The sequence below is a fragment of the Clostridioides sp. ZZV15-6383 genome (assembly GCF_020657735.1).
Taxonomy (GTDB): Bacteria; Bacillota; Clostridia; order Peptostreptococcales; family Peptostreptococcaceae; genus Clostridioides; species Clostridioides difficile_D.
On record NZ_JAGWCV010000020.1, the window covers coordinates 37,030 to 55,748 of the forward strand.

Genomic DNA, 18,719 nt, shown 5'->3' on the forward strand with positions numbered 1-18,719 from the left:
TGAATTTTACTGAAAGGTTATATTTATAATAAGTAAACACATATATAACGAATAAATCTACAATCTATATGCCTATAAGCTGAGTCAATTCACCAACATATGTCAACTTAAGTTTGTGCATAGCTCGTGTACAAGCAATGTACAGCAAACTACGGTCATAATCACTACAATATGTTTTTTTGTTTACTGAAGGAACAATAACTTCATCAAACTCTAGACCTTTTGACATTTTAATAGAAGTTATGGACACTCCTTTTGTAAAACTAGAACTTTCAGAAGATATTAAGTTAACATTATATTCTTGTTTTAAAGCATTATATATACCTTCTGCATCACTATCTGTCTTTAATATAATACCCAAAGTTGCATTATCACTTTTTCTAAACTCTTCAATTTCTATTTTTATCTTAGCTATCTCATCCTGTTCATTATTACATTTAACTAAAGCTGGTTCTTCGCCATGTCGTTCAATAGGTTCCAGTGAAGATACATCTTGAATCTTCTTTGCAAAATTAATAATCTCAAAAGTAGAACGATAACTCTTGTTCAATGTAACTAGTTCTCCTTCATTATATAGTTGTCTCATATCATCTAGTGTATGAGTATGATTAGGATTAACCAATTGCCCAAAATCTCCAAGAATAGTCTTTTTACACTTAAAAAGTAAGTTTATTACAGCATATTGAATAGGAGTATAATCCTGCATTTCATCAATAACAATATGTCTTATAATCTTATCTTCTTCTAATCCTTCATACGCAGCATGAATATATATAAATGGGTATACATCTGCCCATTCAAGTGTTTTCTTTGCTGCCATCACAAACATGTTTGATATATCCATTTGTTTAAAAAAATCCTTATACAATGTAAGAGTATTTTTTATTGTCAACATTCCATTCAAGCTCTTAAGTATACTTTTTACTCTTGGTAAATCATCTTCCATAATATTATCTGATTCAAATCTATAATGAATATCTTCAGCCACTTTATCTAACCTTCTCTTAACTGGATATCTATTATATGCCTCAAATCTACTCTGTATCCAATCACTTTTAGCTGTAAAGCCTCCAAAAGTGTAGTCTTCTGGAATAAAAATCTTATTTGGCATTTGTTTTATATAATCATCAATAAGTTTTACAAAATCAAGTGTAGACTTAAAACGCACTCTTTCAGCCCATTTAGCATCATTTATTTCTAATGGGTCTTTCTCACTTTCAAAATTAATAACTCCCTCTAATTGTACTTCTGCTATATTTTCAAAACTTAATTCACACAATGGTTCTTCTCCAAGTTCAGGAAGAACATTAGAAATATAGTCTCCAAAGACTTTATTGGGCGATAGGATAATTACATTATTTGCTGATATTTTATCTTTAAATCGATAAAGAAGAAAAGCAATTCTGTGTAATGCTATAGATGTTTTCCCAGAACCAGCCACCCCTTGAATAATTAGTGTATCAGCTTTATCATTTCTAATAATTTGATTTTGTTCCTTTTGTATTGTTGAAATAATTGACTTCATCTTTTCATCTGAAGTATGACTAAGCTCCTTTTGAAGAATATCATCTTGTATATTGATGGAACTTTCTAGTGCGTATTCCAATTTTCCATTTTTAATTTTAAATTGTCGTTTTCTTGTTATTTCTCCATCCACCCATCCTATTGGAGCATCATATCCTGCTTTTCCTATTTCATAATCATAAAACATACTGGCAATTGGAGAACGCCAATCAAGTATTATAAGCTCATCTTCATAATCAAATGCAAATCTACCAATATAATACTTAGATTCATCATCCATATCTTTCAGTCTAAAATCTATTCTAGCAAAGTACGGAGAATCTTTAATTTTATTAATCTTATCTCGAACTTTTACCATAAAAGCTCCATAGTTATCTATTTGTTTTAGTCCTTGTTCATTTTGAAACATTTCATGCGGGTCTATTTCACCACGATTTTTTACCATATACATTTTAGCATCCATATAATCCTTGTCAAGCTTGTCAACAAGGTTTTCAGCTTTCTTAAAAGCATCGTCTAGCTTGTTATTTATCTCTATTAGATGTACAATCTCATCTGGAAAAAAAGTTAATAACTCTGTATCATGTTCATACATATTATGTTTAGAGTTGGATGCAATAGTATTGCAATTTACTACTTGCTTATTTTCAGACATTTAAATCCTCCTTGTTAATTAAGTACTTATATTGAATCATTATACTTAATTGTGTTTTGGAGTTTTTAATCATTCTTGCTATTTAACTTAAATGTTAACTTTAAAGTTTCTTTTTTCAAAAACTAAATCTTTCTATATTTATGACCATAAGTAATCTTACAAGCAAAATACATTGAAAATAGGAATACTCTTATATAAATTAATTCAAACAAAAAATATGTGGTAAATTTTTCATCTAATCTACTATTAATTTTCCCTATTATCTGTTTCTTCTACACAAGGAAGGACAAATTTTTGAGTAGGATATCCAAATTCCACAAGCAATTCTGCTTCTGCAAAGCCCAACTTCTTTATCATATCTCTATGACCTGTATCAGCTTTATCACCCTCTCGAAAAGTAGTAATTGAAATATCAGTATCTATCAAGAAATCTTCAATAACTTTCTTCAAAAACACTTGTGCAATGTCTGAATTACGATACTGTGGATGTATTCCAAAAAAATCAATGCTCCTAGTTTCTCTATTAAACACCATATTTGCAATAGCAACATTATTAAGTTTTAATATTAAAGCTCTTTCTTCTAAAATATACTGTTCTAATTGATATATATATTCTTCCTCTTGCAAATTTGGAAATCCATCTATGACTAATCTCACTAAATTCATCCATAATGGTATGTCAGACATATTTGCAAGTTTAATTTCTTTTTCCAACTCTAGTACATTTTTTAAAAATAGGTTATCTTTTTTCAAAACAAATCTTAGCTGCAAAGGATAAAATTCTTGTTCTTTCCTATATTTATTTGGAGATTTTTTGTACATAGCTTTAAATATAGAAGTGAATGCCTGTTGACTTTCATATCCAGCTATCAACGCAATTTCGATGATTGGTTTCTTTGAAAATACCAATAATTTTGCTGCTTCTGTCAACTTTCTTCGCTTTATATAATCGTGCATTGTCAGACCAACAGAAGATGTGAAAGTTCTATGTAGGTGATATTTTGAATAATGAACAGCATTAGCAACTATATCTAAATCCAGCTTTTCTGATAAATGCTCCTCTATATAGTCAATAGCAGTTATGACATTAATTACTTTATAAGACATTGCAGCTTACCTCCTTTTATCCATGCAACATTATATCAATTGTCACTTAATTATATTTAATAAATCTTGCTATTTTATAAACAAATTTATTGTTTCTATGTACTTTATTTAATACTATAAACTTAATGATATTCTTATATGTTTTCCAATCCTAATAATAACTATTTTCTAAATAACATAACGCCTTAATCCCTTATATAAATTCTCAATTCAAAAGTTTAATATATCACTTTCTACTTTTTGATTAAATACTCTAACCCTTTAATCTTCAACAACCGTTCATTTAATTGCTTACCATTAGCAAAATCTATTTTTAACTAATCTTGTTTTGTATGTTGAACGTACTCTACAATTGTGCCATCGGATGTTTTACTGTCATATTATATCCTGTAGGAACTTTTTTCTTATCTCTTACCACAACTGCTCCATTCTTTAATAGATAACTTCTCCATTCATTAACAGAATCAACCATAAAAGTAGACTTAGTTTCTATAAATGATTTGAGAGAATCATCAGAACCAGATAATAGTAAGACATTTCCTATTTGTGCTAATTCTAATCCAACTTCTTTATAAGAGAAACGCAAATAATATTTTCCTTTTAAAAAATTCTCATAAAATGGTATTGCTTTTTCTATATCTTAAATATAAAAACGTGTTAATATATCATATATCTTCATACTTTCCCCCTATATCTATCTATATTATTTCTTCTAAATTATAACACTCTAAAAATTATATAACAATAAATTAAGTATCCTTGACTACCTTAAATACACTTTCACAATGTGTTTTAGCTATTATCAGAATATAAAAATTAAATATCTTTATTACCATTAGAATAAAATTTATACAGTAAATATTCTTTTTGTTATCACATAATAGACAATAATTTTTTAATCTCTATATAATAGGTAACATCATTTTCGTAAGATATTCACTAGGTGGACGATTGATATCATTCAAATACTGATAATATATATCGCCATGAAGTTTATATCCACTGTTCTTTGCCCATGAAAATAAGTCCTCTAAAGTAGGGTCTTGTAATTCATAAGGTCCTAAATCAATTGCAGTTATTATTTTCTGTGTAGGAACAATTCTTTGTAGAATTTCATTTTTCCCATCTATATAAGTAGATACAGGAAACCCTACTTCAACATCCAATTTGGCTAAATCCATGTTATGAAAACATACAATTGGTGCTCCTGAGGATAAGATTCCTCTCTCCTCCAGATATTTAGAAATTTTTTTTAAACTTTGCTTTGAAAACTCTGAAAACCCTACCATAAAGTCAATTGTTTTTCGTATTGCTAAAATACAGTACTCAGGCTGTTCAGCTATTGTTATATTAGATATTCTAGTCATTTTATCCCTCCATTACTTTATTTTCATTTCTAGTATTTTTTCCTGAAATTTACTGTTTATCTAATTATTTCCTATGAATATATAACAGAATCTCCTTTCATTTCTTATATTGAAAGTATAACAAAAACAATCTTATCATGCTTGTCACACAGTGCTCTTATAACCAGCACATACTTAAAAGACTTGCCTAATTTTAAGGCAAGTCTGAAAAGAAATCTTGTTTTTTTATAAAAAATTTATACAAACAATTCAAATATTAAAATAATAAACTAATATAAAACTATAAATTTAAACTTATTAACATCAAATATTAGAATTCAAACAAGTTTCAGGTTCATCTTCTATTTTTGCTATTTTAAACTTACATGCAATTAATACTAGAGATACTATTGGATTTATAATATTTAATAAAGCATATGGACCATATGTTAATGCAGATACACCTAATGTCGCTGTTATATACGCACCACACGTATTCCATGGTACTAGTGGGGAAGTTAAAGTTCCACTATCTTCTAAAGCCCTTGATAACATCTTAGGATGTATACCTCTCTTTTTATATTCCTTATTATACATTCTTCCTGGTATAACTATGGATAAGTATTGTTCACCTGCTATTATGTTAGTAACCGTACAAGTTACCATCGTACATAATACTGTTCCAAATACACCCTTTGCTAATCTTAATAAAGAAGATGCTACTACTTCAAGCATACCAGTTTTTTCTAAAATACCTCCAAGAGATAGAGCACATATTGTTAAAGATACAGTAGACATCATGTTCATAATGCCACCTTTAGATAATAAAGCATCTACCTCTTCTATTTGTGTTGATGAAACATATCCATTTTGTGCTGCGTCTAATATCGTATTCATAGATTCTCCTTGAAAAACTACTGCAAACAATATTCCCAATACAACACCCACTATAAGCCCAGGTATAGCAGGAACTTTAAATATAACTAGTCCAATTACTACTGCTGGAGCTAATAATAATACTGGCGATAAAGTATTAAATGTAGAATCTAGTGTAGACCTAATTAGTTCTATCTGTTTTATATCTAGTGCTTGACCTGAATACTTCATTCCGATTACACCATAAATTACTAAACAAATTAATAATGATGGTATAGTTGAATATAGCATATATTTTATATGTGTAAACAAATCTGTTCCTGCCATTGCTGGAGCTAAGTTAGTTGTTTCAGATAAAGGTGATAGTTTATCCCCAAAGTAAGCTCCAGATATTATAGAACCCACTATTAATCCAACTGGCATACCTAAACTTTGACCAATTCCTAAAAGAGCTACTCCTACTGTACCCATTGTACTCCAAGATGAACCTGTCGCAAGAGATACTATTGCACAGACTAGTGTTGATGCTACTAAAAAAATATTTGGTGATAAAATTTTTAGTCCCCAGTAAATCATACATGGAACTACTCCACTTACTATCCAAGTTCCTATAAGTACGCCTATTATAATTATGATTAAGATTGCTTGCATTGCCATCTTTATACTGTCAAACATACTTAATTCTAACTCTTTCCATTTAAATCCAAGCCTATATACAGCTACAAGTCCTGCTACTGCTGTGGCTCCTATTAGTGGTACATGGGGTGATGAGCCATATATTAATACTCCTAGACTTAAAAATAATATCAAACAAGTAATTGGTATCATTGCATCAAACAGACTTGCTTTTCTACATTCTCGCTCTTTCATAAAATAATTTCCTCCTAATTATTTGAACACTACACTATAATTTTTTTTGAAACATATTCACTTGTACTAGATGACATGACACCTCCATAGGTTAAAAAAAATTCCACATTATCACCTACTTTATAATTATGATTTGTGTTACTTACATCTAATATCATGTGGTCTGAACTTGCTCCTAATATTTTTATATAAGTGTCTATTGGAATTAAAGAGTCAATATTTATATCCTGTTTACCTATAGCTATGATTGCTCTTTTTAATATTCCCTTATCTTCATAAACAGGTTTATTTCTAAAAGCATCAACTCCTATTTCTCCAATAGGAACTGATGGCTTTTCTTTACATTCAACTACTTGGCATATTAATTTAAATACATCTTGATATGTCCCATGTATATTTTTACCGTATGCTGTTTCTCTACCAAGTAAAATAGATTCGCCTATTCTCAAATTAGTAATACCTTCTGGCATATTATCACTTGTCATTAGATGTATGGAACTTGAATTACCTCCAGATACTATTTCTAGATTTATTCCAAATTTCTCTTTCATCTTTTGTGCTATACTTACTAGTCTGCCTATATTTTCTCTAGATGGTATAATAGCTCCATAACAAGTTAAGTTTGTAGCTATACCAATTATTTTGATATTTTTTAATCTTACTATTTCTTTTACACTATCAAAGAGGTCTTCTTCATAAAAATATCCCTCTCGTAAATCTCCTAAGTCAAACATAAGAACTATCTTATGAATAATATTTTTACTCTCACATAATTCATTTAATTTCTTTATTATTCCTAACTCTGAATTAAAACTAATATCACAATAATTGATAACCTCTTCTAATTCACTTAGCATTGGAATTCTAATCAATATTTTAGGTAAGTTTATGTCTTGTAATTTTTTTAAGTTTTGTATTCTTGAATCTGCTATATGGTCTATTCCTTCACTACATACTGCTTCTACTATTTCTTTTTGTGCACAAAATGATTTAGTAACAAAAGATATCTTAATATTTCTTTCATGACACATCTGCGAAATTATTTTAGCATTATGCTTTAACTTTTCTATATCTATTTCTAACCTAGGGTACATAATCTTTCCTCCTCAAAATTCAAACTTTTTAATAGGAGCTTAAGAGATGCTTCTTCATATTTTTTAGATAAAACACCCATAGATGCCATAATATAGTCATTATCTATCAATATTTTTGTTTTTTCCTTTGGAAATAGTAATTCTTTATTTTTATTGTATTTAAGCATATCGTCTAATATTTTTATTCTACTAGGGAGCCTAGTAAGTGCTCCCCCTGTACCAACTATATATCTTACTTCTGTTAAATCTTTCCCTTCTGCAATTTTGATTTTTCCAGTTGTTCCATATATATTTCTTATTTTTCCTGAATGTCTTAACATAGCTTTAACAACAGCTTCTTGTGTCAATCTCTCAACAAATAATATTTCTTCTTTTGATTTTGGTATTGGTGGATAATTGTCTATTATTGTATCAATATCTATAAATAATTCACTTTGTAAATTTTCTTTGCCTATAACTTCTACTATATTTTTCATATTTACATATACACCTAAATCCCCCTCAACACTTCTCTTTGCTACAGGTTCAGGATTAACTAATATTTTATTAATATAGTCACTTCCATCTGTAACAGAATGTACATCAGTAGTTGCTCCACCTACATCTATAGTTAACAAATCTCCAATATTTTTATATAAGAGTTTAGAAGCTTCCATTACAGCTCCCGGAGTTGGAGTAATATTTTCATTAACCATTTCTTTAATGTACTTCATTCCTGGTGCTTTGGTTATGTGTTCTTCAAACACACCTTGAATGATTTTTCTTGTAGGTTCTATATTCAATAAATCTATTTTAGGATATACATTTTCGGTTATATAAAGCTTATAATTTGTATCATCAAATATTAACCTTACTTCCTCTTGATTTTCAACATTTCCAGCATATACAACTGGTATGCCTAAATTCATAGAAGCTATCATTTCTGCATTATAAATAGCTGTATCTCTTTCTCCATAATCAACTCCACCAGCTATTAAAATTATGTTTGGATTTATCTCTTTTATTTTATTTAAATCAGTTCTTTTAATTCTACCTGATGTTACTTGACGAATAACAGCTCCAGCTCCTAGAGCTGCCTCTTTAGCTGCTTTTACTGTCATATCATATACTAATCCATGAACAGTCATTTTTAATCCACCAGCTGCACTAGAAGTTGCAAACATATCATTATACTCTATATCATCTACAGATAATTTATTAGCTAAATCTTTAATAGCACCTGATAAGCCATTTCTTACATCGCCACCTTCAAACACTGTGGTTGGAGCTTGACCTTGACCCCAAAATACAGGATTATCAGTATCAATATTGTGGAAAGCGTTTACCACAGTAGTAGTACTTCCAATTTCAGCTACCAACACATCTATTTTTAAAGAAATTTTGTTATTTTCCATTATTTATTGTTCATTTCTCTTCTTTTTTCAACTAAGAAAGTGGCTACATGTATGCCTTTGCTGTTTCTTCCAAATCCAGCATCTATGCCTTGTTCAACGGCTATTTCAGGTGTCACTTGTGTTCCTCCACACGCAATTATTACTTTGTCTCTTATACCTTTCTCTACACAATAATCGTGTAATTTCTTCATGTTTTTATAGTGAATATCATCATGACTTATTATTGTAGATGCAAGTATTGCGTCTGCATTTAGTTCAATTGCTGCATCTACCAATTTTTCTACAGGTACAGAAGTCCCTAAGTAATGACATTCTATACCATATTTTTCAATACCACCATGTTTTATATCTATTATTTCCCTTAAACCAACTGAATGTTCGTCTTCCCCAACTGTAGCTGAAACTATTTTCATAGGTTTTTCTTCTATATCTGCTCTTATTTCTTCATCAGTTAGTACTTTAGGTTCTTCTGGTATTACTAAACTGTTTAAATCTATATCAAATGGAACTCTTCCCTTCACTTCTATCCTAGTCCCTTCAGATTCATGCATAACTTCTCTACTTATAACCTCAACTTCTTGTAAGTTCATTTTTTTGACAAATTCTAGAGCTGCAAATTCAGCTGTTCTTTTATCAGTAGGAAGCATCATTGTTATCATTACAATTCCATCTGCACACCATTCCATTTCAGGCTTAATTTTAGTTCCATTTCTGTATTCGTCTGATTCTTTTAGTCTATTTTCCACATTATCAAAATCGTCAAGCTCATCAATGTATATGATTTTGTCTGGATTTTCAAATGTACATCCATCTATTAAGAGTGATGGATTGTCTATAGCATTTTTATCGTATTGAACTACATTGTTGTATCCAAAGTGAGCAGTTACAGGTGCTAAATAATCTTCTTCTCTTTCATAAACAGTACCTTCACCAACTCCTCCTTTTATTTTTCTAGATATTCCATCACCATTTCTTTCTGGATAATTTCCTGAGTCAACGAAAAATCCTTGCTCTACAGATTCAAAATATCCCCCAACTTCACATATTTCTTCCATATATAATACAGCTCTTTCTTTGAGCTCTCTTGCTTTACATCTTAATTCACCAACATCTTTAAGTTCTATCATATCCATAAGACCATCCATACCAACTAAAGCTTGCTTTGCTGTATCACATGCTTCTATGTTGTATATATGCCAAGGTACATTTCTACCTTCATCAGGTGTTATAGTTGATTGTATGTCAGCTCTAGTTAAGACTGATGTCAATAGATTTAATACATGAGTAACTGTTGCTTCTCTAGTTGATGACTCCATATATTTAGTATTCATTTGAGCTCTCATCTTATAATCACTAAATAATTCTCTAAGTGCAACAGCGTAAGGTAAGTCTATTCTTAAACACGGTGCTGGAGGTGCTGTTGGCGGAACTGTTGATAAGCATATATTACTTTTATCTATTCCTATTTTTTCTGAGAATATAGAGTTTAAAGCATGTTGAACCATAAGTTCAGGCATTACCTTCCATGCTTCTCTAGCAGTAGCATTAGCATTATGTGCTCCGTCTATTTGAGCTATATTGGCAAAAGCCATTATTTTCTTAGCTTCACAAGCATCTACAAAAGACCTTACCATGTTTATATTTCTATATAGAACATTATATTGCGGGTCTTGATGTGCTCCATTGACTCCTTCCTCAGCAAACATTACTGCTACTTCAGGACCAGCAACACCACTTACATATGAATGGTAATTAATAGGTCTACCAACTTCTTCTTCTATAAAATCAAGAGCCTTTCTTTGAGCTCTCACTTGTTTTCTTGTTATTGGAACTCCACCTATACCTTGTGGAGTTCCTTCTATAAGACCATCAAAATGTGATTGTCCAGCAGTTCTAATAACCATTAGGTGGTCAGCTCCGTGATGAGCTGCCATTCTCATTCTTCTTATATCATCTTCAAATCTGCCAGAAGCTATTTCAGTAGTAATAACTGGGCTTGGTTGAGGGTCTATATTATTGAAATACTTAGATGATGGTAGCCCCACACTGTCTTTTAAAGGTTTTGTACAGTCTTTATATTCAAAAGGTCCCATTTCAAGATTTTCCAAATGCTCTCTCCAAACCCAACCTCTTCTCTTTGGTTTATATTTATCCAAATCTTTTAATATATAGTCTATATCTAACTTTTTATTTTCCTTTAACATGATTCTACCCCTTCTCTAAATAAACATGTAACTTCATCCCAATATTTACCATTAACTAATAATAAACCTGCTTCTCTAACAGTTATATTTTTAGATTTAGCCAACTTATAAACTACATGCCCTGCCCCTTTACCTATAAGACCTCTTTCCATAACACCTTCTAAAATAGGTTTTATTTCAAGAGAAGAAAATCCCATTCGTAACAAAACAGACCTTTCTATTGATGGTGTTGTATTCTTTTTACCAAGGTCTATCATTGGTTCTACTATCTGGGTAGCTAAACTCCAAAACCTTTCTTTTAACTCATCATCACTTAGTTCTTGAAGATGTTTTCTTCTAACTTCAAAATCATCCTCTCTTTTTTTCATGAACATTCCTCCATTCATATTAATTTAATCGAATTTTCCGAATATTTATTATATGTTAACTTAAAAAACAATAATTACTATAAATTATTTAATACATCAACAACAAAATCTCTTGAACTTTTTACTTCCTCCATCAAAAATTCTATATCTTGATTACTTAGATTATCAATATTATCAATGTGATTGTTAGATATACAATTTTTTATAAATGATTTTCTTATTTTATTCATATCTATATCAACACATTTTAATAATTCTGGCCTTTCTGGTAATATTAAGTTTACTCCTGGAATTTCTTCTCTTGGATTTCCAAATTTTATATCTATTCCATTTTCTCTTGCAAAAGTAAGTTGTGGACATATGTGTTTCCCTGCACCTGTGTACTCTGTTTCTTGTACTACTATAACTTTATCCTCATCTAATTCTTGAGCTAAAGAGAATGCTGCTGCTAAAGATGTATTTCCTGCTGGACCTCTTTCTATACCTTCTAACTGTGCCAATAATTCAGTTGTATAAAAAACCTCTCCTTGTTTTACTAAAACGTATCTGTCCATATATCTAAGTGGTCTAGCTGCAGACCTAGGTACATCTGACCTATCAGGCCACGTACAGAATGGTATACCAAAACCTGTATGCCCTGTTGTAAATGATTTTTTATTAAATTGATTATCACTAGCCATGTGTAATCCTTTTAAATCGACACTTGCTCCTACTACTTTAGTATTAAGAGAACCGGCTTTTATCAATCCCCTTGCAGTTCCAGTGAGATTACCACCACCTGCATTTGTACAAACAACTACATCTGGGTATTTTTTATATTTTTCTCTAAATTGAATAGCTAACTCATACCCTAAAGTTTCTACACCTGCAATCCCAAATGGTGAATATAGTGAAGCATTAAAATATCCTGTTTCTTCTAATAGTACTAAGAATGTATAAAACAATTCTGGTCCAACAGTTAATTGAACAACTTCTGCTCCATATGCCTCACATTTTCTTGCTTTTTCTATAATTTCAGGTTGACCTATACCATTAGAGTCATAACATTCTTGAACTATTATACATTTTAATCCTTGCATTGCTGCTTGAGATGCTACAGCTGCACCATAGTTACCGCTAGTAGCTGCTATTACACCTTTATAGCCCATTTTTTTTGCATGATATACTGCAGTAGCTGCTCTTCTTGCTTTAAAACTACCAGATGCATTCATTGCTTCATCTTTTACAAATATTCTAGCACCTTTACCTTCTTTAGCACATTTTCTAGCTAACTTAGTCAAATTTTTAAGTTCTATTATAGGGGTATTTCCAACAGCATATTGTGATTGAATCACCTCAATATCTTGTAATGTATATCCTGTTTCACTCATCATTTTTTCATAATCAAATCCTATTCCTTCTTGTTCAAAAGATGAGTAATCCAATCCAATTGCATTTTTCATTATTTCATTATTTCTTCCCATAACAGCTTGATAGCTCATGTCTTTCATTGATGCTGTATTATTCATTATATACACCTCCAAATAATATTTCTTTAGCTTGTATTCCTATTTGGAGTAACTCTGGTATACATTTACCATAGTCATGAGTATAGTATGGATTTACTTTAAGTAAATTACCTTTTACAATTCTACCTGTAATTGTTTTAACTTCTACTAAATCACCTATAGAAGCATCACTTTGTATAAATCCTTTAACCCACATTTCTAAGGATACTTTTTTAGTATCCTCTGGAACTTGTGGAGCTCTTTCTTCTGGAGTCAATACTATATTGTGTATAATAACCCAATCATTAATTTTAGCATCCATTTTTTCATCCCCTTATTAATTGACTATTATTTTACTAATTAGTTTACTGCTATTTTATTAATTAACTAACTGTTATTTTACTAATTAGCCTTTGATTCTTCCTCTAATTCAACTTCTATCTGATTTCTTATATCTCCCATTATTGCTCTAGGTACTGGTATATCCAACATAGTTTTAAGACCTGGTCTAGCATTTATTATTAATGGAATAGAGTTTACTATCATTGCATAAGTACCTACTCCTCCAGGTATTTCAGGATTTATTTGTAAATCAATGTTTGGTATACCTTTTATTGATACATAGTCTCCTGTTTTAATACCTTCTGCTTCTGGTATTATCTGTTGTGGATGCTCCATTTCAATTAAAACTTCTCCGTTTACATATCCATATCCACACTGTCTACAACCAGCAACATTTCCAGCCAAAGCCTCTCCGTACTTAGATTTTCTATCTACTGTAGTCATTATTGGTTCTTTTGTTTGTTCTATCTTATCTAGTCTCCAGCCTAATCCATCAGCTATCATATTTATTGATTCTACAAAACCAACATGACCTGCTATAGTATTATTTTCTACACCTTTTACAAATACTTCTTTTGTTACTCCAACACCTTGTTCCACCATAACAGACTTTCCAAATGGAGATAAGTCATTTACTCTCTTAGCTTTTATACTAGTAACTTCCTCGCAAGTCCCTGAAAGTGCTAATACTAGTAAATCTAATACAAATCCTGGATTTATTCCTGTTCCAAGTATGCTTACTCCATTCTCTTTTGCAACTTCATCCATTTTCTTAGCTAAATCTGCATCATCAGCTTGTGGATATGCCATTTGTTCTGCTGTTGATATAACATTTATTTTTCTATTTAACAAGAACATTATTTTATCAAAAGCCTTTTTAGTGAATGAATCAGTTGCTAACAAAACAACATCTACACTTTTTTCTTTAAAAACTTCTTCATAATTTCCATTGATAATGACCTCTGGTCTTTCTCCTCTTTCAATTCCTAAGATGTCATACATACTTTTCCCTGAAGTGCTTCTACTACAAACAGATACTATTTCTATACCTTCTTTCTTTAGAATCATATTAGCCATACCTATTCCCATAGCTCCAAATCCCCAAATTCCAACTCTTACTTTTCTCATATATACAACCTCCTAAAAATTTATATATTCTTAATAATTAGTTAAAGCATAAATCATGCCAACTTTAGAATTAAAGTAAATATTTATTGGAACGTTGAAACTATAATTATTTTGTTATGTATTTTCATAATTAAAAAATAATATTTCTTCTGAGAAATAAAAAAAGAGCAAAATATTTTGCTCTTTTATAATAATTTTGCTCCTTTATTTTGCTTTTTTATTTTACTTTGATTTTGCTTATATTTTACTTTTTTATTTTGCTTCTTTATAATATTTTGATATTATATTTTTTTATTTTATATTGTAAATTTTGCCTATTCATACCTAAAATTGATGCAGCCTTAGTTATGTTGTACGATGTCTTTTCTAACGATTCATATATATACTTTTCTTCTATCTCACTGATAATCTTATTAAGTGTTTTATCCTCCAAATCGTTTAAAGAATAATTATTACTCTCTTTATTCTCTTTAAGATTATAATAGTCATTTAGATTAATCATACTTGTTTCTATTTGCACCTCATCTTCCATCATACTCATAGTACAATAAATTATGTTTTCTAACTCTCTTATGTTACCTTGCCAGTTGTAATTTTTTAAAATTCTGATAGCTTCATCTGAAATTCCTACCACTTTTTTATTTAACTTTTTATTATACTTTGAAATAAATTTTTTGCACAATAAAGGTATGTCCTCTTTTCTATCTCTAAGAGGAGGAATTTTTATATGAATTATATTAAGCCTATAATATAAATCTTTTCTCATTTTATGCTCATTTAAAATAACCCTCGGACTTTCATTTGTTGTTGCAATAATTCTTACATCTATAGGTATATCCTTAGTTCCTCCAACTCTTCTTACATAACCTTCTTGTAAAACCCTTAGTAATTTAGCCTGTAACATAATAGGCATGGAATTTATTTCATCTAATAATAAAGTTCCTTTATTAGCTTGTTCAAATAAGCCTGGCCTATCTATTGCCCCTGTAAATCCTCCCTTGCTAGTCCCAAAAAGTATACCTTCGAATAATGATTCTGGCAAAGCTGCACAATTTTGTGCTATAAACGGATAATTTCTTCTATTACTTCCATAGTGAATGGACTGGCTAAATAACTCTTTACCCGTTCCAGTTTCACCATATATAAATACTGAAGCATCAGACTTGCAAGCTTTCTTAGATTTTGCTATTGCTTCTTTAATCAAATTACTCTCCCCTAAAATATCATCAAATTCATAGCCTTTTTTTTGCTTGTTATTAACTTTATTGATTAAATTTTTTTTATAATTTCTGTTTAGTAAATTTTCTATAGTTGTCATATTCTTTGATATTTCAAGTGCTCCTACAAATTCTCCTTTAATGTCAATTGGTATTGTAGTATTAATTGCTGTTATTTCTTTTCCATTTTTATCTAGATATTTTTGAATATTGTCTTTAATAATTTCTCTTTTTTCCAAAACTTCTACTAGTGTACTTCTATTTATTTTCATTTTGCTGACTATATCAAAAAATGAATTGGTTAAAATATCATGTCTATTCATTTTTTCCATTTTTTGTACAGAACTATTGTAGATTATAGTTTTCCCTTCTTTATTAACAAAATGTACCCCTTCATCAATATTTTCCAATATTTCATTCATTACTTTAAAAAATATCTCTTGGTTCAACTATATCACCCCAGTACCTAAATATATAAAAACCCAAAAAATTAATAAAATGTTGCTATTGTATTTATCTTATCATATATTTATGATATTTTTTATGTACATTATATTAATATGTTTTTAAGTATATTTAAAATTTTATTTATATATCTTTCATTATGGTTATATACAATATTTGAATTGTCATTAAATGTACCAATGATTTTATATATTATTGATTTTATTAAAAAAAGAGATATACAAACTAATAATTTGCAATCTCTCAAATATAAAAAACCAATAAATTAGCTCATTGGATTTTTTAGTCCATAATATAATTATAGATTATTCAACAAACAATCTATAGAAATCTAAGAATAGTTAATTTTTTCAAGCTCTAACACTTTATTAATACAATCATCAAGCTTTGGTATATTATTCTTTATAGGATATTCAACATATATATCAGGTGTGACTTTATCCTCTTCATCACATATTCCACTATCAGTTAAATACATTGATGATGACATTCTAGCAATAAGGCCACTATTCTCTAGTTTAAATAATACAGGGTCATAAACATACCCATCACCACTAGTTTTACAACCAATTATAGTTGCAAAATTTTGTTCTTTACAAAATATAGCAAATGATTCTGCTGCTGAAAATACCATATCATCAACCAATAAATATATTTTTCCCTTAAATGGTGTCTTTGATTTTCCTTCTACAACTACTTGGTTATATTCAAAATCTGTAAACATACTTTCTACTTCTTTCGGTGCATTCTTAATCAATTCTTTAGGCAATTTACTAATATCATTAAGATTTATATTTCTTTTTTTAGTGTAGTTATTAATTACATCTGAATTATTTCTAAATAAACGATATCCCTTACACTTATAATCTTTATCTGTAAGCAAAGATACTAAATCCACCCAATATTCATCAGTACCACCAGTATTACCTCTTATATCAATAATAAGTGATTGATAATCTTGTACTTTCTTTAAATATAAATTAATTCTTTTCATATCATTTTTAATTGATTTGTTAGCAGAATTCATTTGAGGAATATACACATATCCAATTTTATCTTGGACTAAATCTTTTAACTCTATATCTTCATAACTTTCACTTCCAGATCCTTGACCGTTTTCTAAAATGTTATACATATCATTTACATCTCTATCATCAAAAAAATCATACCATCCAAGAGGTTCATAAAGTTCTTTAATCGTATCAAAATATTCTTTATTATTAATCAGCTCAGTATGATTATTGTTTAATTCTTGCAATATAGCATCTAATTCATTAGCAAAATCTTGGTCAGACATGGTACTAGTAATTCGTTTTTTAAAACTATCTTTTTTTGCAATCCAGTCTTTTTTATTTTGTCTCTTATTAACTTCTAAAAATGGATATCCTTTTTTAATCTCATTATATAGTTGTTCAAAATCCTCTACTTTCTCTTCTATTGTTAAAGTATCAGGTTTTGAACATCCAACATTAATTAAGAATATTAACAAAACTATTATTAAAATCTTATACTTCATAAAATGTCCTCCTATTTACACATCTTACCTAAATCATATAGTAAATAAATAAGAAATGTTGTCAAAATCCAAAGCTATATACTTTTATTTAAATAAATGCTTGTCAGAACTATGAATAACATTCTCATGTTATTAGCAAAATAATAAACCAAAAAAGTAATCATTCTTGAAAATATTGCAAGGTAAATTTGCCACTGAAAAATAATTACAGTAGAAAACTGGTGGCAAAACCACCTTTATAACATAATGTAAAAGGCTGAAACTCCGTTATTCTCTAATAAGTTTAACTAAAGTCTCACAATGTTGTGTTTCTTTAAGTGCTAAAACTATCACATTTTTTGAAACTTTCTAACTTGTTTTACGTTTACAGTAATTGAAACTACTGTACTATATAATACTATATTAAACTTTGTAATCTTTTTAATACAGTAAATGTAGTTGTATCTTTCCATTCATATCTTTGCTCCATAGCATAAACAATTTCTCTTGACATTAATATTATATCTGATACCCAAAGATATTGCTCTTTTTGTTTTTATGGAAGTTTTTTAGGGAAATAATAATATATATGTTTGGAGATAAAATGGAATAAGTGTACACACATATTGACTACTTATATTGGTAGTTCATATGATTATTGTAATTTTTTAGATACATAGTTAGATGATTTTATACTATAGTACGGATAAAATGTAGTAGAGTCTGTTTGCACCAAGTTATGGTATTGGTAAGTATAATTAGATAGATTTTGTTTTCTAGATAAGCCTTTTTAATTTTATCTACATTTAAAGATTATTATTAAAAAATTAATTAAAATATATTTCTAATATTCACAGTTTTATTTTTTCTTAAAATGCGATATAATAAAGATGTAAATTCGTATTAAAAGAGATAAGAGAACTGGAATTCTCCTATCTCTTTGGAAATAAGGAACTATAGTCTATTGTCGAGAGTGTAGTTTCCGAAAAAATCTAGTACTTTTTATATTTAATTTTTACTATGAACTGGAACCCTATTTTTGGACAAATTTTTAAACCACTCCAAAAATAGGTTTTTTTATTCTCTTTTTTCAAATATAATAAAATTAAAAACGAGGAAAATATATGAAAAAATATTATTCAGAAGA

Annotated in this window: 14 protein-coding genes; all 14 read right to left on the reverse strand. The window is 29.2% G+C overall.

Annotated features, from left to right (window positions below; all coding sequences use genetic code 11):
• Positions 1 to 64: 64 nt before the first annotated feature.
• The 14 genes from KGF42_RS09400 to KGF42_RS09465 all read right to left on the reverse strand — a co-directional run bounded on the left by KGF42_RS09400 (position 65) and on the right by KGF42_RS09465 (position 17,593).
• The gene (locus KGF42_RS09400; RefSeq protein WP_227823127.1) at positions 65 to 2,179 is read right to left on the reverse strand and encodes a 3'-5' exonuclease; all 2,115 of its coding nucleotides are present in this window, start codon (positions 2,177 to 2,179) and stop codon (positions 65 to 67) included.
• Positions 2,180 to 2,425: 246 nt separating this feature from the next.
• Positions 2,426 to 3,286 carry a helix-turn-helix domain-containing protein gene (locus KGF42_RS09405; protein WP_227823128.1) on the reverse strand — a complete coding sequence of 287 codons (861 nt, stop codon included), beginning with the start codon at positions 3,284 to 3,286 and terminating at the stop codon, positions 2,426 to 2,428.
• Positions 3,287 to 3,632: 346 nt separating this feature from the next.
• Positions 3,633 to 3,872: a hypothetical protein gene (locus tag KGF42_RS09410; RefSeq protein WP_413927005.1), complete on the reverse strand. Its 240-nt coding sequence runs from the start codon at positions 3,870 to 3,872 to the stop codon at positions 3,633 to 3,635.
• 316 nt (positions 3,873 to 4,188) lie between these two features.
• Positions 4,189 to 4,653 carry a GyrI-like domain-containing protein gene (locus tag KGF42_RS09415; RefSeq protein WP_227826191.1) on the reverse strand — a complete coding sequence of 155 codons (465 nt, stop codon included), beginning with the start codon at positions 4,651 to 4,653 and terminating at the stop codon, positions 4,189 to 4,191.
• A gap of 303 nt (positions 4,654 to 4,956) precedes the next feature.
• Entirely contained in the window at positions 4,957 to 6,378 is a 1,422-nt protein-coding gene (gene nhaC / locus KGF42_RS09420) for a Na+/H+ antiporter NhaC (RefSeq protein WP_227826192.1), read from the reverse strand.
• A 29-nt stretch (positions 6,379 to 6,407) separates the two neighbouring features.
• Entirely contained in the window at positions 6,408 to 7,472 is a 1,065-nt protein-coding gene (gene orr / locus KGF42_RS09425; RefSeq protein ID WP_227826193.1) for an ornithine racemase Orr, read from the reverse strand.
• Positions 7,457 to 8,866 carry a GlmL-related ornithine degradation protein gene (locus KGF42_RS09430; RefSeq protein ID WP_227823131.1) on the reverse strand — a complete coding sequence of 470 codons (1,410 nt, stop codon included), beginning with the start codon at positions 8,864 to 8,866 and terminating at the stop codon, positions 7,457 to 7,459. The genes orr and KGF42_RS09430 overlap by 16 nt, the downstream gene beginning before the upstream one ends.
• On the reverse strand, positions 8,866 to 11,070 hold the full coding sequence (gene oraE, locus KGF42_RS09435; protein ID WP_227826194.1) for a D-ornithine 4,5-aminomutase subunit OraE: 2,205 nt from the start codon (positions 11,068 to 11,070) through the stop codon (positions 8,866 to 8,868). Before oraE ends, KGF42_RS09430 begins: the two co-directional genes overlap by 1 nt.
• Positions 11,064 to 11,438, reverse strand: a complete 375-nt coding sequence (locus tag KGF42_RS09440; protein ID WP_227823133.1) for an ornithine aminomutase subunit alpha — start codon at positions 11,436 to 11,438, stop codon at positions 11,064 to 11,066. The genes oraE and KGF42_RS09440 overlap by 7 nt, the downstream gene beginning before the upstream one ends.
• A gap of 77 nt (positions 11,439 to 11,515) precedes the next feature.
• Positions 11,516 to 12,946, reverse strand: coding sequence for a 2-amino-4-oxopentanoate thiolase subunit OrtB (ortB, locus tag KGF42_RS09445; RefSeq protein WP_227826195.1), 1,431 nt, complete (start codon positions 12,944 to 12,946; stop codon positions 11,516 to 11,518).
• Complete coding sequence (gene ortA, locus KGF42_RS09450) at positions 12,939 to 13,247, reverse strand: 2-amino-4-oxopentanoate thiolase subunit OrtA (protein ID WP_227823135.1); 309 nt, start codon at positions 13,245 to 13,247, stop codon at positions 12,939 to 12,941. Before ortA ends, ortB begins: the two co-directional genes overlap by 8 nt.
• A gap of 80 nt (positions 13,248 to 13,327) precedes the next feature.
• Positions 13,328 to 14,395, reverse strand: a complete 1,068-nt coding sequence (gene ord / locus KGF42_RS09455; protein WP_054272396.1) for a 2,4-diaminopentanoate dehydrogenase — start codon at positions 14,393 to 14,395, stop codon at positions 13,328 to 13,330.
• Positions 14,396 to 14,660: 265 nt separating this feature from the next.
• Positions 14,661 to 16,061: a sigma 54-interacting transcriptional regulator gene (locus KGF42_RS09460; RefSeq protein ID WP_285891575.1), complete on the reverse strand. Its 1,401-nt coding sequence runs from the start codon at positions 16,059 to 16,061 to the stop codon at positions 14,661 to 14,663.
• Positions 16,062 to 16,408: 347 nt separating this feature from the next.
• Entirely contained in the window at positions 16,409 to 17,593 is a 1,185-nt protein-coding gene (locus tag KGF42_RS09465) for a S41 family peptidase (RefSeq protein ID WP_227826196.1), read from the reverse strand.
• Positions 17,594 to 18,719 lie beyond the last annotated feature (1,126 nt).

Excerpts from the sequence above, each read along its gene's own strand:
- oraE (WP_227826194.1), bottom strand. The coding sequence starts at position 11,070 with ATGTTAAAGGAAAATAAAAAGTTAGATATAGACTATATATTAAAAGAT.
- KGF42_RS09415 (WP_227826191.1), bottom strand. The coding sequence starts at position 4,653 with ATGACTAGAATATCTAATATAACAATAGCTGAACAGCCTGAGTACTGT.
- ortB (WP_227826195.1), bottom strand. The coding sequence starts at position 12,946 with ATGAATAATACAGCATCAATGAAAGACATGAGCTATCAAGCTGTTATG.
- KGF42_RS09465 (WP_227826196.1), bottom strand. The coding sequence starts at position 17,593 with ATGAAGTATAAGATTTTAATAATAGTTTTGTTAATATTCTTAATTAAT.
- KGF42_RS09440 (WP_227823133.1), bottom strand. The coding sequence starts at position 11,438 with ATGAAAAAAAGAGAGGATGATTTTGAAGTTAGAAGAAAACATCTTCAA.
- nhaC (WP_227826192.1), bottom strand. The coding sequence starts at position 6,378 with ATGAAAGAGCGAGAATGTAGAAAAGCAAGTCTGTTTGATGCAATGATA.
- KGF42_RS09405 (WP_227823128.1), bottom strand. The coding sequence starts at position 3,286 with ATGTCTTATAAAGTAATTAATGTCATAACTGCTATTGACTATATAGAG.
- ord (WP_054272396.1), bottom strand. The coding sequence starts at position 14,395 with ATGAGAAAAGTAAGAGTTGGAATTTGGGGATTTGGAGCTATGGGAATA.
- orr (WP_227826193.1), bottom strand. The coding sequence starts at position 7,472 with ATGTACCCTAGGTTAGAAATAGATATAGAAAAGTTAAAGCATAATGCT.
- KGF42_RS09400 (WP_227823127.1), bottom strand. The coding sequence starts at position 2,179 with ATGTCTGAAAATAAGCAAGTAGTAAATTGCAATACTATTGCATCCAAC.
- ortA (WP_227823135.1), bottom strand. The coding sequence starts at position 13,247 with ATGGATGCTAAAATTAATGATTGGGTTATTATACACAATATAGTATTG.
- KGF42_RS09430 (WP_227823131.1), bottom strand. The coding sequence starts at position 8,866 with ATGGAAAATAACAAAATTTCTTTAAAAATAGATGTGTTGGTAGCTGAA.